This window comes from candidate division WOR-3 bacterium (assembly GCA_016926475.1).
Taxonomy (GTDB): Bacteria; SDB-A; SDB-A; order SDB-A; family SDB-A; genus JAFGIG01.
In genome coordinates, this window is sequence record JAFGON010000047.1 from 1 (window position 1) to 15156 (window position 15156).

The 15156-nt window shown below is 45.4% G+C and carries 16 protein-coding genes; all 16 read left to right on the plus strand.

Annotation, left to right across the window (positions count from 1 at the left end):
* Positions 1-316: 316 nt before the first annotated feature.
* Positions 317-1435: a hypothetical protein gene (locus JXA84_04715; GenBank protein ID MBN1150507.1), complete on the plus strand. Its 1119-nt coding sequence runs from the start codon at positions 317-319 to the stop codon at positions 1433-1435.
* The gene (locus JXA84_04720; protein ID MBN1150508.1) at positions 1432-2067 is read left to right on the plus strand and encodes a hypothetical protein; all 636 of its coding nucleotides are present in this window, start codon (positions 1432-1434) and stop codon (positions 2065-2067) included. Before JXA84_04715 ends, JXA84_04720 begins: the two co-directional genes overlap by 4 nt.
* Complete coding sequence (locus JXA84_04725) at positions 2051-2794, plus strand: hypothetical protein (protein ID MBN1150509.1); 744 nt, start codon at positions 2051-2053, stop codon at positions 2792-2794. The genes JXA84_04720 and JXA84_04725 overlap by 17 nt, the downstream gene beginning before the upstream one ends.
* Positions 2787-3383 carry a hypothetical protein gene (locus JXA84_04730; protein MBN1150510.1) on the plus strand — a complete coding sequence of 199 codons (597 nt, stop codon included), beginning with the start codon at positions 2787-2789 and terminating at the stop codon, positions 3381-3383. Before JXA84_04725 ends, JXA84_04730 begins: the two co-directional genes overlap by 8 nt.
* On the plus strand, positions 3380-4135 hold the full coding sequence (locus tag JXA84_04735; protein ID MBN1150511.1) for a hypothetical protein: 756 nt from the start codon (positions 3380-3382) through the stop codon (positions 4133-4135). Before JXA84_04730 ends, JXA84_04735 begins: the two co-directional genes overlap by 4 nt.
* An 82-nt stretch (positions 4136-4217) precedes the next feature.
* Positions 4218-5084 (plus strand): DUF4388 domain-containing protein, encoded by an 867-nt coding sequence (locus JXA84_04740; protein MBN1150512.1) that lies wholly within the window; start codon positions 4218-4220, stop codon positions 5082-5084.
* 3 nt (positions 5085-5087) lie between these two features.
* Positions 5088-5828, plus strand: coding sequence for a hypothetical protein (locus JXA84_04745; protein ID MBN1150513.1), 741 nt, complete (start codon positions 5088-5090; stop codon positions 5826-5828).
* 2 nt (positions 5829-5830) lie between these two features.
* Positions 5831-6598 carry a hypothetical protein gene (locus JXA84_04750; protein ID MBN1150514.1) on the plus strand — a complete coding sequence of 256 codons (768 nt, stop codon included), beginning with the start codon at positions 5831-5833 and terminating at the stop codon, positions 6596-6598.
* Positions 6599-6985: a hypothetical protein gene (locus JXA84_04755; GenBank protein MBN1150515.1), complete on the plus strand. Its 387-nt coding sequence runs from the start codon at positions 6599-6601 to the stop codon at positions 6983-6985.
* Positions 6986-6991: 6 nt separating this feature from the next.
* Entirely contained in the window at positions 6992-7327 is a 336-nt protein-coding gene (locus JXA84_04760; protein ID MBN1150516.1) for a hypothetical protein, read from the plus strand.
* 153 nt (positions 7328-7480) lie between these two features.
* On the plus strand, positions 7481-10186 hold the full coding sequence (locus JXA84_04765; protein MBN1150517.1) for a TonB-dependent receptor: 2706 nt from the start codon (positions 7481-7483) through the stop codon (positions 10184-10186).
* Positions 10187-10265: 79 nt separating this feature from the next.
* Positions 10266-10901, plus strand: coding sequence for a MotA/TolQ/ExbB proton channel family protein (locus tag JXA84_04770; GenBank protein ID MBN1150518.1), 636 nt, complete (start codon positions 10266-10268; stop codon positions 10899-10901).
* A gap of 1 nt (position 10902) precedes the next feature.
* Positions 10903-11403, plus strand: a complete 501-nt coding sequence (locus JXA84_04775; protein MBN1150519.1) for a biopolymer transporter ExbD — start codon at positions 10903-10905, stop codon at positions 11401-11403.
* Positions 11404-11411: 8 nt separating this feature from the next.
* Positions 11412-11897, plus strand: coding sequence for a biopolymer transporter ExbD (locus JXA84_04780; GenBank protein ID MBN1150520.1), 486 nt, complete (start codon positions 11412-11414; stop codon positions 11895-11897).
* 1 nt (position 11898) lies between these two features.
* Positions 11899-12546, plus strand: a complete 648-nt coding sequence (locus tag JXA84_04785) for an energy transducer TonB (GenBank protein ID MBN1150521.1) — start codon at positions 11899-11901, stop codon at positions 12544-12546.
* Positions 12547-12557: 11 nt separating this feature from the next.
* The gene (locus JXA84_04790) at positions 12558-15125 is read left to right on the plus strand and encodes a T9SS type A sorting domain-containing protein (protein MBN1150522.1); all 2568 of its coding nucleotides are present in this window, start codon (positions 12558-12560) and stop codon (positions 15123-15125) included.
* The last annotated feature ends 31 nt before the right edge of the window (positions 15126-15156 follow it).

The following is a 15156-nucleotide window of genomic DNA, read 5'->3' on the forward strand; positions in this document are numbered from 1 at the left end:
TACGTGATTGGGGGTATACTCTTTCTCAGTTTTCGATTATGTTTGAAGGAAGGTTGAAACTCGATGCTTGATCTAAAACCATTTACACAGTTTTATTTACACTCTCGTCCCTCTTCGTGGTGTGTATCTTTTTTATAATCTTTTGAGACCAAATACAATTTTTACCACGACTGATAATCCGCGGTTGATATTCTTTTTTCATTCGCAGATATCTTTGCTTTTAGAGTTAATTGTTCATTGATATTTGTCTTTTTATGTGTAGAATTTCATCAATGACAGGATTTATTCACCCCCAACATTCAATGCCGGAAAAGGCATGATTTTAGCGGCGATCCTTGTCTTTTTATCCTATCTAAATCCCGAACCACCTCAATCTGTAAAAGCTTACGACGTGCCGGACGACATTGGCGGAACAGTAATTGTAGAATGGACGAGAAGCCTTTCCGATTCTTCAGGAGGCGAAAACAACGTCTGGGGTTATAGGGTTTTCAGGATTCAACCGCAATCACTCGACACGCATTTTCTCGGTTTTTGCGACAGGTGGTCGGATCTGACTTTAAAGGATACTACAGCTGTCAACGGCACTGTATATGTTTACGGAGTCCAGACGAAATCGGCTACCGGATTATCTGAAATGGCTTTTTCAAATCCCGTCAAATCTTCAAAGTCAATATTCCGGGTTGACAGAATTGCAGTCGCTGTAGCTGTTTTGCTGGGGGTTGGAATTTTTCTCTTTTCAAAGGAAAAGACACTTGATTTTTTTAAAGGAAAAAGCGTTGACGGCAGTATATTATGGTCCGTAGAAAAAGGGAAACCAGTCATGGTCATCATCAGCTATGAAGACACTTCTTCAAGGAAAGGAGTGATGAGAACCCTCACGGATTTAAAGAGAATCGCCGGAAAAGTTCTTTGCGCGAAAGGCGAAATCAAAGTTCTCGCTCCGGGTTATCTTCAAGAAGCCGTTCAGGGCATTTTTATGGATATTTTAATGAAAGAGGGCAGGTTGGATGAATTCAACCCGCTTTGGATTAGAAGAACTTGGTCCGGCGGAGTGTCATATTCAGACGAAGCTTGCCGGCTTATAGAAATCTGGAAACCAGGTGTCGTTCTCGTCACAGGAGAACCAGGAATATGGACGTTTCAACCCTTGAAAACAGCGCTTCAGAAAGGCGCGGAAATAGCCGGTATCAGAGCAGGTATAGACTATCTTCCGGCGGTCGTCTCCGCCGGAGTGGCTCTTGAGAAAATTTCCGGGCCTTTTTCGGAGGTGCTGGACCCAAGGCCTGTTGTGAAAAGGTATTTACAGTTGACTGTTTTTGTAATCTTAATCGCTGTATTTCATATTCTTCTTTGTTTTGTCTTGATGGGGACGAATTGGCTTTATCCGACGCTTGGTTTAAGAGAAGCATTTAGGGGTTTTTTGTTATATCCATGAATATCATCTCATCAATAGTTTCTGTCATCGTGCTGATCTTATTTTTCTCTGTAAAAGGTTCTTTTCCAGAGGCGCTTGAGAGAGAAATTCTATACGGATTCAGGGTTTTGTCGGGTTTTGTGCTGACAGCGGGAATAATCCGGGTAGTAGGAGTAAATTTCAAAAGACGCAGAGCAGGGTTTAAACAGGGTGTCTCAGGTATTTCTTTTCTCATGTCTGCGCTCGTCTTTTTTCTCCTTTTTGCGTTTGAAAACTTTTCAGGGCAATCCTTTACGAGATTTATTTTCAAAGCAGCGGCGATGCCTCTATGGACGAGTTTCGCCTCTCTTTCCGGTCTCGCTTTTAGCACAGCTGTTCTGAAATCGGCTGACCTTAAAAAATGGGAATCAATCCTGACGTTGATGACCGCGTCTTATTTTCTTTTGACACTTTGTCTTCCTGTTGGAAACCTGCGCTTTGAATTTTATCCCGGTAGGGGAATCTCTTTCGACAGGATTCTTTCTGAAATTTTCGAAATACTTTTTACGGGAGGAATAAGAGGGTTATTCATAGGGTTTTTCTGCCTTGTATTCGCACAGAGGATAAGGGTACTCATCGGCAGAGAAAAGAGGAAAGATGAATATACGCCCTGAAAAATCAGCTTTATTGTCTTTGTTCCTACTGTTGTCTTCCATGGTGGGATTTGCCGTCGGATGTCCTGCTTTCCGGTCTTTCAAACGGGAAAGACAAATTTACGCAGAAAACAGGGAAAGGGGGAAAGTTGTCGTTATACTCGATTTTCCTCCCGAAACGTGGGATGAAATGGCGCCGGTATGCTTTTACGTAATTGAAAAACTCCTTGAGAAAGAAAACGAAGTGGCTGTAATGTCAACAGACTTGAGAACTTCCTACTGGTTTGAGTGTTTCAATGAGAATTTTTATTTTCAGGACAAATCGGGAGAAATCAACGACCGTGTGAGTTGGGCTGGATTTTTACCTGGGCTCCCTTCGAGCGCGGCAGAAATTTTCAGAGACCCGGAACTTGTCATCGGAAAACCTATTTTTAGAGGTCAAAAGATAAAATACGCTATATTTTCGTCCGGAGAGAACTTTCACCTTTGGATGTTTTTCGGCTGGGCGAGAAACAGGCCGGACGCCGTCTATTATACGTCTTCTTCGTATTTTCCTATAGCTCAGGTATATATATCCTCCGGTCAGGCGCCGGAGACCTCGCAGTCGATATCCGGTTTGAGCGAGGGGGATTTTTACCGGAGAAGATCATCGGTGTCTTGGTTTTGTGTTTTGTTTGCCAGCTTGCTAGTATTCAAAATAGCGTTTTCGGGCTTCAGAAAATTCTTTTCGAGGGCGGAAAATGGTTGAATTCGCGATTGGGATTTTGCTGATTTTGGCGGTTTTCAGCTATTTTTGGCGTGAAGGATTTTTTTTCAGGTCCGCTGAATTATTAGCCCAGGCCCTGACCCTTTCTTTTTTGGGATGGGCTTCAATCAGATTCTTTTTCGCCCCTCAGTTGGAGATCGCATCTGAATTACCCCTGAGGTATATTTGGTTTGTCCTCGGAGGGGCTATAGTAGTCGGGGAGGTGCCAAAATTCAAGAAAATTTCAAAATTTCCAATGAGCGTATTCCTGGGAATTCTGACGGCGCTTTTACTCGAAGGAATCATGCAAGGATTTTTCATACCTCAAGCAATGGCATTTTCACAATTCACGCCCAGTTCTGGCTTTATGTTACAAGCCCTCGCCCTGATGTTTTCTTCTCTTTCGGTTCTATTATTTTTCGTTATTCCGGACAAAAACCAGAACGCTTTTTTAAACGCTTTGAAAACAAGCGGCAAAGTAGTTTTGTTTTTTGTGCTTGGCGTCCTCCTTTCCGGGATGATTTTCACAGCGGCAACTTATCTGTCAGGCAGGGTAGCCTTTTTATTTTCCGTGGGGAGGGCTCCTTTTTGAAACTCGAACGGATAACCGATTCAGCGGATAAGATAGAAGTTCACATGGCTAGAGACGAGGCTCTTTTCGAAAGCGCTCAAAATGAGAGATCAGACAAAGCAATTGTTAGGTTTTACACAACGCCCGAACCAAGCGTGACTGTTGGCAGAAACCAGAGACTCGGAGCTGAATTTACACTGAAATGCCTCGAGACGGGAGTCAAGGCGGTGAGAAGGCTGACTGGAGGTAGAGCCGTTCCTCACGCCAACGAGGTTACTTATTGTCTCGTGGCACCGGTGAAAGAAATGTTTTCAGGCAGGGTCACGGAAAGTTTTATGGTCGTTTCGGAGCGGCTTGTCCAGGGGTTGAGAGCTTCGGGGGTAGAAGCCCGAATTTCCCGGGTGAACGAAGGCGAAGAGAGCACCGTATCATGCTTTGACGCGGTAGGAAGGCATGAAATCACATTCAGAAGCATAAAACTGCTGGGGAGCGCCCAGTACAGAAAAGCGGGTTACCTGCTTCAGCAGGGAACTCTGATTTTCCGAAAATTGCCCTTCGAAATAGAATACATACTTGGTTCAAAAAACGTTTCTCTGGAAGAGCTTCAAGGCACCCTGCCCTCGTGGAACCAGGTCGCCCAAAACATGTTTTGCGCCCTCTCGTCGCTTTTTGATGGAACTTCTCTTACGAGAGATTTGACCACCCGTGAAAAACAGCTTGAGAAGGCTCTTTTAGACAAATACGGGGGGGTTGAAAAGGAGAAACAATTTTAGTTTTAGGAGAAAAACTGCATTGATTTAATGGTCTTTTCATTGTATAAAATAATTTACATCTTCAGGTTCATAAGGAGGCAAAATGTCTATTCAATGCAATGTTGCTGATGCCAGTCCCAGTGAATTGCTATTTTTTCTCTCTCATTTCAAAAAAACTGGAACTCTGAAGCTTCAGGGAAAAAACAACAGAGGTGAAGTGTTTATAAAATCCGGCAGAATAGTACATGCCGTGAACAAAGATGCGGTAGGACTGGAAGCTCTTTACAATTTGGCGATGATTCAGGAAGGCAAAATAGATTTTGTTCAGGACGAGATCCCGGCTTCCGAGACCATCGCGGAAGAATCGATGCAGGTGATTAGTGAAGCCGAAAGAAGAAGAGCAGAACTCGCTGATCTTATGAAAAGAGTTCCGCCTCTTGAGACCGTTTTATTGAGAGCCCCGAAGCTTTCTACGGAAGAAGATGTAATCCTCAGAAAAAGCGACTGGAAGGTTTTTGTAATGACGGACGGGAAAACCGCTCTCAGAAATATTATCGAAAATTCCAATATTGGCATTTTGGAAGTATATTCGAGCATAACTTGGCTCCTTGAAAAGAGTTTTATCCTGGATCCCGCCGCGGCGATGAGAGAACTCGGTTCAAGCCTTTTGAAATTAAACGAGTTGGTCAAAGAATTCGGAGAAGGAGGAGTAGGAGTCCCCGCGTGGATTTCTTTTCTAAAAGAGCAGGTCAGAAAATACGATCCGGACGATTCAAAACTCGGACCTTTTTTAGTCTGGAACGCCGACAGCCTGCAGATAAAGCAGGAGAACATAACTCCGAAAAACGGAGCTGTTCTGAACGAATTCATTCAGAAATTGATTTCTATTGTTCTCGAAAAAGCTGTAAACGACTACGGCAGGATCATAGCCAAGAGAAAATACGATCAAGTAGCCAAGAGGATTTCATAAAAAATGGCCGACGCGTCCAAACTTACGGAAAGCGCGAGAATTATCGGTGAAAATATTTTCAGGACCGGCGGAATTAAAACAGTTGAAATTCTCGGATCTCTCGATGGCGAACTTTTATTCACACTTGGAGAGACTGATTCAAGCCTCTACGATATTTCGGCTTTCATCGGTTCCGTGAGTGTTCCTGTTTCAAAAACCATGAGGATAGAAGATTTAAAATACGCTGTAGTCGACTCCTCCGGAGGCAAAACGGTTTTGGTAACCGAAGAAGACTTCATTATTGGAATTCGATGCCAGGATGAAGCTGACCCGGATGAAATCGCAATAAACGCCGGGAAATATCTTAAACCTGAAAAATTATCAGATGTCCAAAAGACAATCACGCCAGCGGTGATGTCGAAGGAAGCGAGACTTGCCGCAGGCAAAATAAAACAGATAAATTTTCTTATAGAGGAGTTTTCTCAAGACAACGAAGTAAGACCCTGGCTCGATTTAGTGGAAAGAAAACTCGAAGACTTCAGAGGACAAAAAGTGTTGGTAAATTTTTTGGAAATAAAAGAAGACAACCTTTTCTTGAATCCTGGAGCTGAAGCGATTGACGAAAAAGAGGTAAACGAAGTCTCCAAAAATTTAATTGATTCTCTTTGCAGGCTTGCTATTGAAAAGCTCGGACCGGATGCGGCTAAAAACAAAGTTCACAATGTCATCCAGAAGATGGGATTTCTGGCTAAGAAAAAGGATTGACAGTGGAACCTCTTGAAATTCTGCGAGAAGCCACGACAGCATCGAAAGTTTTCTGTTGCGACAACTCATCCTGCAAAGAATCCGGTGAGTTGAACCTCGATCTCGACAAAAATGCTTTTTTGAGGGCTTGCGGATCAGTCAAGGGAGCAGCTGCGAGCATCGAGGGAGAAGATATACAAAAAATAATATTCCACGGCGTGAACATCACCGTGGCTTTCATGAAACAAGAATCCGATACGATAGGTGTTGTTTGGCAGGAGCCGATCTCTTCTCTCATCCAGCTCGGAAGGCTCGATGGGGCGTTGAAAAAAATGCTCGAAACACCTCCACCCCAACCAGAAGAACAAAAACAGCCCGAGATTCAAGCACCTCCTACCGAAGAACCTGAAGAAAAAGAACCGGAAAAGTTCGAGAAAGAACCCATGCAACGGGAACCGGAAATCGAGGTCAAGGAGAAACCCTCTGAACCCAAAATAGAACAGCCTCCACCTCCTGTCGTCAAATTTATATATGCGGCGGAAGTGATGGACAGAATAGAAAACCTCCTTGAAAAATATCTCGAAGATTTCAGCACTGTTATATTCGAAAATGAAATCTCGGATTTGGGGCTGAGTTTAAAGGGAGCCCAATCATTTACCAAAGAACAGATTGTAACTCTAATCGATAAATTGCATGACGCAGCGTCTCTGATGATAGGAGGCTCGACTGCCAATGACATGAAAGAAGAAATTCTCAAAAATATAAAAGATACGGAAAGGGAGGCGCAATAAATGAATCTTGTTTCACTTTTGATAACGGCCCAGGGTCTTCCTCCGGATGTTCAAAATCTCTGGACCATAAAGACGTGGATACTGGTGGCGTCCGCTTTGTTTCTTTGGCTGGCTTTCGTCTTGCTGGGATTGGCGGCGAGAAATTACGAGAAAGTCTTGAGGCAGACCACTGAGTGGCAGTTTCTTGTCGCAGCTCCTTCAGGCATTCTGATCTACGCTGTAATACAGGCGATTTTGCTTGTAACAGCAGGTAAATACAGACTTGTAGGGCTGACAGGATATATAGGTTACGGTCTTTTCCTGGTGTCGGCGGTGATAACCCTTATCGGAACTCTCAGGTTTTACGAAGTAATAAAAGGTAAAAAAAGAAAAAAGCAGGGGAGGTGACGAACCGTGGTTAAAACAATTCTGGCTGAACAATTTTTCATACTGGGAGAAATACTTCTCGTAGCCGCCCTTGTAATATACGGATTAATTCTCAAAAGGCTGCTGAAGTTGTTGAAAAAAAACCCTGTTTTTTGGATCCTTTTGATTGTTTCCGCGTTGTTCGTGCTCGTATCCCTCGTTTTCCATTCTTTCGGTGTCTACGAAAAAGGTTCGGTCGAGGATCCCGTTGAATTGATGAGATCACTGGGATTTATGGGGATTTTTGAAGCCCTGGCGGTTGTATTGGGAAGTATATTCGCCTTTTTTTCGGCTTTGATGTACAACAGATGGTCTCACAGGTGAAATGCGACTGGTGTAACCTTGCTTAAGCGTCGTTTAATTTTTAATTTAATCGGTAAAGTTAATTATTGACTAACATTGTGTTAATTTCTATAATTATTGGTAATGTTTTGATAAGCAATTTAAAACATACGGCAGGAAATCGAGGAGGTAGGTATGCTCAGGTGGGCTAAAAATGTAGTTTTGATTGTAAGCTTGTTCCTCATCGCTTCTCTGCTCGTGGCGGGCACGACAGGAAAAATTCGCGGAAGGGTTGTCGACGAAAGAGGCAATCCCGTTCCATACGCGCAGGTCATGGTGCTGAACACGAGCTTTGGAGGGTTGACAAACGCTCAGGGTGAATTCGACATAATAGGTATTCCACCGGGAACCTATATTGTCCAAGCCGCGATGATAGGATTCACCCCGGCTCAAAAGACTTCGGTCGTTGTCAACGTCGACAGGACAACGGACGTTGGCGCGATGGTACTTCGTTCTGAAGCCCTTGAAATCGGAATCGAAGTGACGACTTACGGGACGAGGATGATAGCGGCTGACGTGACCGCGACGGAGATAAGCGTCAACCAGGAAGACATGCAGGCTTTGGGACTTGAAAACTTCGCCGAAGCTTTGACCCGTTCGACTGCCGCAACCGAGCAGGGCGGGCAAATACACATGCGCGGAGGCAGAGGCGGAGAAATTTTGTACATGGTCGACGGAATGTCGGTAAAAGATCCCCTCGTAGGCGGCAGTTACGCCATTGATATAGCTACCAACGCAGTACAGCAGATGAATATAATGGCCGGCGGGTTCAACGCCGAATACGGTCAGGCTCAATCCGGAGTCGTAAACGTAGTTACGAGAGAAGGAAGCAGGACAAACTACTCCGGAAGGATTTCCTACTCGACAGATAAATTCGCGGGTTCAAACAGGGATTACAGCTTCAACACAGACAGATACGATTTGTCTTTCGGAGGGCCCGAACCTATATCAAGAGCTCTTTTGGGAAGAGGGCAGGAAGGGTCTGAAGCCGGATACCTGACGTTTTTCGTCTCGACTTCGGGATATTTCTCAAACACAGGAATTCCATACCCGGAACTGCAGTCAGACTATAATTTTCTTAAAAATAGGTTCGACCCCGACACTACCAACTACAGGGGCTGGGTAAGCCCCGGAGATTTTCTCCTGCAGTCCGACCTCAGCGAGACCACACAGCTTTTCTCCCTTAGGCAGAGCAATAAATTCACGTCGAACGCAAAACTCGCTTACCTTTTGACGAGCACGAAAAAACTTGTTCTTTCTTTCAACAAGACTTGGCAGTGGAGATTGCCTTACCAGCATTGTTTTAAATACAACGCTCATCACGCTTTGGCTTATCAGGATATAGCGTATCAATGGACGCTTGGCTGGAACCACACCATTTCTGCGAAAGCGTTTTATAACATTAAAGTAGGTTTTTTCCACAACCAGGACGCGAGAGACCATGGACACAATCCTGATTACTTCTATCCCGGTACTTTCCCTGAAGATTATTTCCCTTACCAGGCGAATTACCTCGGTATAAGGTTTCTGAACCAAAACGAATGGGACCAGTGGGCAAGATGGCAGAGAAGGGACCTCAAGAGGTGGACCGTCCTCGGGGATTTCTCTTGGCAGGTCAACAGGGAAAACCTGCTTAAAATCGGCGGAAGCATAGAATATTATAAAATTCAACAGGGAGAAATTTCCTATACTTGGCAGTACTATACAGGCGCCATACAGCCCAAGCCCTGGGAACCTTATCCAGACCAGGGTGTTTTCAGAGACTGCTGGAAGGCTTCGCCAATTGGAGCGGCGTTTTACATACAGGATAAACTTGAAACGGAAGGTATGATAATCAACCTCGGCCTTAGAGCTGATATGTGGATGCCAGGAAAAGACTTTGAAGAATATCCAGATCCGCTTTCCGGGGATACTCTCGAGGCGACAAACAAGTTTGACATAAGCCCGAGGCTCGGTATCGCCTTCCCAATAACGGACAAGGACAAACTTTATTTTTCTTACGGCAGATTCATTCAGCTTCCAGAGCTTCAGTACCTATACGGAGCAAACCAGCAGGGTACATCAGCTTTAAAAAATTACACGAATCCAAACCTTGACGCGGAAAAGACAGTTCAATACGAAATCGGTCTCGACCACGCTTTCTCCAACACCACCAAAATGTCCATAAGGGCTTTCTTCAAAGATATTCGCGGTCTCATAGGCCTTATGACAGGCGGAACGCCTCCTTTCGACGGGCAGATTTTCACGAACCTCGACTACGGAAACGTCAGGGGTTTTGACTTCGCTTTCGACAAAACTGTCAAAAACTACTGGGGGTTTAGCGTCAACTATACTCTTCAGTGGGCTGACGGCAAGGGTTCGGACGCTTATGACAACTACCTTATTTCAGACCCCGCGGAAATTCCTTTGAAGACATACCCCTTGGATTGGGATGAAAGGCATTCGGTTAAAGGCAACATTATTCTCGCCGCTGACGAAGGGGAGAAGATGTTCGGATTTGTCCCAGACAAGTGGTCGTTTTCCGTGGAATGCCTATACGGGAGCGGTTTCCCATACTCCCCGAGCACAGACAACCCGGATTACGACATTCTCAAGGGCGAAAACTACATGAGGATGCCGTACCATATTCAGTGGAACATGACTTTTATAAAGAACTTCAAATTCGGACCTATGGGATACGGCTTCAGGGTTCAGGTTGACAATATCTTCAACAAGAAAGACGTCATAGACGTCGACGATGACACAGGGACTTGGAACGGAAACGGGACGGAAGTCCAGTCCGATCCTCTGAACCTAACAGACCCAAGACAAATAATGATAGGATTTTTCGCTGAATTTTAACTTTTTATTGGGGGAGATTGTATCTCCCCCGTGTAACTTAAAGGGTTCATTTTTAATTGAAAGATAAGGAGTGAGTCAGATGGGAGTGATTCAGTTTTACAGAGAAGGCGGATGGGCGATGCATCTTCTCCTCGTTTCCGCCCTTATTGGACTTTTTTTCATGTTCGAAAGGATTATTTTTCTTTTTTTCAAAACCAGACCGGACCCGATTGATTATGTCGAAAAACTCACCAAAGACATCAAATCCAAAAAGGGTAAAGATGGAGTGGACTCGGCTCTGAAGAAATCGAGATCTGATTCATTTCCCATAGCTAAAATTTCATCAGCCATACTTGAAAAGGCGAGCTACGGAAAAGACGAGATGGAGGAGGCGAGGGACATGGAAGCCCTAAAAACCCTTTCTTTTCTCGACAGGGGAATGCTCGTTTTAGCGGCTGTCGCGAACATAGCTCCTCTAATCGGATTCTTGGGCACTGTCGTAGGGATGATGATGGCTTTTGAGGCTATAGCAAAAGCTGGAACAGTCGAGCCGACTATTGTCGCTGACGGAATAAGGGTCGCTCTGATAACAACCGCGGCTGGACTCATGATAGCTTTTCCTGTAAGCGCGTTTCATGTATGGTTCAGCTCAAGAATAAATTCTTTGAGCCGCAAATTCGAAGAGGCGACATCAATACTTGTCGAGACTGTGTTAGAGCAAGAAATAGAGGAATGACATGGCTTTTAGGAAGAAAGTATCGCGAGAAGCTGAAATACCGACTTCTTCCATGTCAGACATCGCGTTCTTGCTCTTGGTCTTCTTTCTCGTCACAACGCATTTCCAGCGCGACACCGGCATTGTGACCAAACTTCCTCCGAGTGGAGAGACCCAGGAAGCGCAGGAAAACATCGTTCTCAGCATCGTAGTGCCTGAAGACACTCTTGTAGCCGGGGACAGCGTAAAAGTCGGAGGCGTCAAAGTGCCGTTTTCGGACCTTCAAAGTGCAGTCTACGACTCGGTCTCAACCGCCATCGAATCGAGAAAGATGAAAGCTCCTCTGATTTTTGTCGAAAAAGGAGTGACATACGAGAGAATGCTCGAAGTCTACGAAGAAGTTATGAAAGCCGCCGACAAACTCGATTTGGAACACCCAGAACTTCCGGAAGCCGATTGGTTCAACAAACAAACGGTCGCGGCGCTTATTAGCGTTCAACTCAGGCCGATAACAGGCTGGTAGGCGGTTTTATGAGAGTGGAAAAAGAAAAAAAAGTTGAAGCGAGGATACCGACAGCTTCGATGTCGGACATCGCTTTTTTGCTTATTATATTTTTTATGGTTACAACAGTTTTCAGACAGGAAAGAGGTCTCGACATCACCCTTCCTGGGTCGAACCTCGCAGTGAAACTGGAACAGAGAAGGATACACCACATATATCTGGGCTGGTCTTCGAGAAACCCAAACGAGAGGGTTCCCATAGTATCCATAAACGACCAGATTTTCCCGATGGATCAGGTTGACGGGGTTCTCAGGCAGAAGCTCGAAGAATACAGGGCGAGCACGACCGGTACCGACGAAGAGTGGAAGCAGTTCGTCTTCAGCTTGCAGATTGAAAGGGACATGCCATATGTATTTGTGGATTCTCTTCTTCAGGAGGCGAGGCAGGGCGGAAGGAACGTAGTTCAGGCCATTCAGATAAACTATGGGGCGAGAGAAGCTCAAAAAGGGGGATGACATGGATCGAAAACGCATGGACACATCTGTCCCTATAAGGACAGGGGTAATTCTCGCTCTGGTGTTTCATCTCCTCGCGCTCGTAGCGATTCCGGAACCCAATATACCGGAATACAAGCCTGCCGAGAGGAAGGAATCGGAAAACATCCAGCAGGAAGTAAATCTGCAAGTCGATTTTCAGACCATTGAAGAAATTCAGCAGCAGATACAACAGCCCCAGGATATCATGCAGGAAATACAGCAGAGCGGCGAAATAATTTTGTCGACAGAAGGCGATACGCTGATTGGGGGCGCCGCGTCGGACGTTTTTGAAGTTGATACCACGGAACTTCTTCCAGACGATCAGGGGGAAGTATCTTCAGAATACGTCAGCGTTTACGAAACACCTCCGAGACCTGTTCATATTCAGGAACCTGCATACCCATCCGCTGCGCTAAACCAGAATTTGGAAGGAACTGTCGTCCTTTTGCTCTATGTCGATATAGACGGAAAAGTTACGAGAGCCGACGTGATAAACTCGACTAATCCCCTTTTCAACGACGCGGCCGTTGACGCCGGGCTCAGATGCACTTTCAAACCAGCAGAAAGCGCCGGCAGACCCATAAGAGTAAAATTAGTTTTTCCAGTTAATTTTAAGTTGACTAATTAAAGGAGGTGGATGTGAAGAGACCTGTTTTGATATTTTTTTCTCTTCTGCTCGTACTGACGACTTCATCCGTTTACGGAAAGATGAGGGATGAATACAATGCTATGGCAAATCCCTATACCCAATTCAGAGGGATGGAACAAAGCAACATTTGGCTTTGTTTTACAAACTACGGGTTTTTCGGAAATGGCGGTGAATACGGTATAGTAGGATACTCTTGTATGTTTCCCGCTTATTCAAACCAGGAATATTTATTTCAGGGAGCTCTCTGGATAGCTGCCGTCACAGGCAGAGATACCCTCTGCAGCGTAGGTGTAGACGGGTGGGCTCATGAAGGCGAGATGTATCCTGGAACGACAGCGGATGATTCTATACACCAGCGTTCGACGATTCCAACGTCACCTGTGTATGATTCATTGGCGGTTTCGGAGCTCGATTTTGTGTCAGTTTACTACGACACTTATACCGACCCTTCAATTCCAAGCATGGGTCCATGGCACAAACCTTTGGGTCTTCAAGTTACAATGGAATCCTTTTCTTGGTCTTATGAATACGCCGAGGATTTCATAATAATAAATTTTTGGATTAAAAACATAGGTAGGAAAAACCTTAAGCAGTGTTACTTGGGACTATATGTTGACGCCGATGTCGGTCCTGTCGGAGCGGCATACGACGACAAAGCTCAGGACGACGTCTGCGGTTTCATACCTTCAATTCCCGTTCAATACGGTGGTAATCCTGAAAATCCAAAAGACAGCATAAACGTCGCGTGGATAGCCAATGCCGGTCTTTTGGGATTTCCACAGGCTGGTACAGCACAGGGAGTTCCCACGCCAGACGTAACAGGGACCAGAGTTTTAAGAACACCTCATCCAAACCTTACAACCTCCTTCAACTGGTGGTACAGCAATCAAAACGATCAAATTCTCGACTGGGGTCCTTGCTACCCAGACAACACTTTCGATATCATAATGAAACTCGTCAATTCGCAGCTTGCGCCTGGTGATCCTCAGCCTGGAACACCGAGCTACGACGACCCTCGGGCCGACATTCTTAAATGGCTTTATCTCGGCAACGGATCTTTCGACCCGGACCAGTTGGACATCAAATACGAAAACCGTGACACGCTTTTCAATGACACGAGATACCTTCTGTCTTTCGGACCGATATACCCCGCTTTGAGAAATGGAGTCCCCGTTACAGACTCGATGTTCCTGCCCGGAGACAGCGTTCCTGTGACATTCGCGTATATCGGAGGAGAAGATTTCCAGAAATACTCAAACGCTCCTCTTTGGAGCCAGCACCCTAACGCCACTGACACAATTGTACCAAGAGAGCTGTCATGGTCACCTATAAGGTATGATTTCACTGATCTTGGTGTAAACGCGAGATGGGCGCTCGATGTCTATGACAACCCAAATGTGATAACAGAAACAAAAAACGGTCCTCATGTCGTAACTCACGACAGATGGCCTTCGATTATTTCTGGAGACACGATTTTCTGCGACACACTCGACCCGTTTTTCCATTGGCCTTACCCGCTTATCGTCGCGGGTGACACTATTGACTGGTCGGGAGACGGAATACCCGATTACGCAGGACCTCCTCCTCCGGCTTTCACGGAGATGTTGGTTGTTCCGGGAGTCCCCAGGCCGAACGATGTCGCAATCTTGTGGGGAAGAAGAAACAAAACTCCCACAGACACAACTCAGGATTCGCTCTGGAACGTGCTGCCGGACGAGCAGGTTGGTAAAGATATATTCGCTCCTAACTATGAAGATTTCCAGGGATACAGGGTTTACCGCAGTTATCCAAATAACGAGAGAGAAATTGCCGGCTGGACTCTGCTAAAACAGTGGGACAGAGGTTACAGGTGGATTCACGCAATACCCACAGATCCAAATTCCGACACCCTGAGAGTTCCGACAGACCCGGCGTTTGCCTACGGATTCTGGCTTGATAGAGATTCATTGAGAGCTCCCGATGCTGACCTTGCGGACACAGTCCTTCAACTTAAATACCAACTCGCCCACGATCCCTCCTTCTCTCCTTTAAGGCAATACGAAAATACATACAGATATATATACGTCGATTCCGGCGTCACAATTCTCAGTCCAGTCTATTACACTGTTACATGTTTTGATTTCGGGAACCCTCAGACAGGAGTCGCTCCTCTTGAGACCTCAAAAGGAAGCAACACTCAGAGAGTTATCCCAGGACCTGCTCCTCAACCTCTGAACGATGAAAAACCAGTGATGGTGATTCCCAATCCTTACAGGGGGGATATAGACTACTCGTCGGCGACGACAGGTCATCCCTGGGAAGATCCTTCGAGAAGAGGATGGACAGAGCATTCGAGAAGGATTTCTTTCATAAATCTTCCGGAAAAATGTACAATAAGGATATACACACTCAGCGGCGAACTTGTTAAAACTCTCGTTCACGAGGATATGTTTTCAAGCGTCCATGACTGGGATTTGATATCTTCAGACATACAGCTCATCGCAAGCGGTATATATCTTTTCTCGGTTGAGGATGAATCCGGAAAAACTCAAGTCGGCAAATTTGTCGTTCTGAAGTAGGAGGGCGAAATGAAAAAAATTATTCTTTCGA

What these genes read in the sequence shown, in the direction of transcription:
- JXA84_04715 (MBN1150507.1), top strand. Translation starts at nt 317, where the DNA reads ATGATTTTAGCGGCGATCCTTGTCTTTTTATCCTATCTAAATCCCGAA.
- JXA84_04720 (MBN1150508.1), top strand. Translation starts at nt 1,432, where the DNA reads ATGAATATCATCTCATCAATAGTTTCTGTCATCGTGCTGATCTTATTT.
- JXA84_04725 (MBN1150509.1), top strand. Translation starts at nt 2,051, where the DNA reads ATGAATATACGCCCTGAAAAATCAGCTTTATTGTCTTTGTTCCTACTG.
- JXA84_04730 (MBN1150510.1), top strand. Translation starts at nt 2,787, where the DNA reads ATGGTTGAATTCGCGATTGGGATTTTGCTGATTTTGGCGGTTTTCAGC.
- JXA84_04740 (MBN1150512.1), top strand. Translation starts at nt 4,218, where the DNA reads ATGTCTATTCAATGCAATGTTGCTGATGCCAGTCCCAGTGAATTGCTA.
- JXA84_04745 (MBN1150513.1), top strand. Translation starts at nt 5,088, where the DNA reads ATGGCCGACGCGTCCAAACTTACGGAAAGCGCGAGAATTATCGGTGAA.
- JXA84_04755 (MBN1150515.1), top strand. Translation starts at nt 6,599, where the DNA reads ATGAATCTTGTTTCACTTTTGATAACGGCCCAGGGTCTTCCTCCGGAT.
- JXA84_04765 (MBN1150517.1), top strand. Translation starts at nt 7,481, where the DNA reads ATGCTCAGGTGGGCTAAAAATGTAGTTTTGATTGTAAGCTTGTTCCTC.
- JXA84_04770 (MBN1150518.1), top strand. Translation starts at nt 10,266, where the DNA reads ATGGGAGTGATTCAGTTTTACAGAGAAGGCGGATGGGCGATGCATCTT.
- JXA84_04775 (MBN1150519.1), top strand. Translation starts at nt 10,903, where the DNA reads ATGGCTTTTAGGAAGAAAGTATCGCGAGAAGCTGAAATACCGACTTCT.
- JXA84_04780 (MBN1150520.1), top strand. Translation starts at nt 11,412, where the DNA reads ATGAGAGTGGAAAAAGAAAAAAAAGTTGAAGCGAGGATACCGACAGCT.
- JXA84_04785 (MBN1150521.1), top strand. Translation starts at nt 11,899, where the DNA reads ATGGATCGAAAACGCATGGACACATCTGTCCCTATAAGGACAGGGGTA.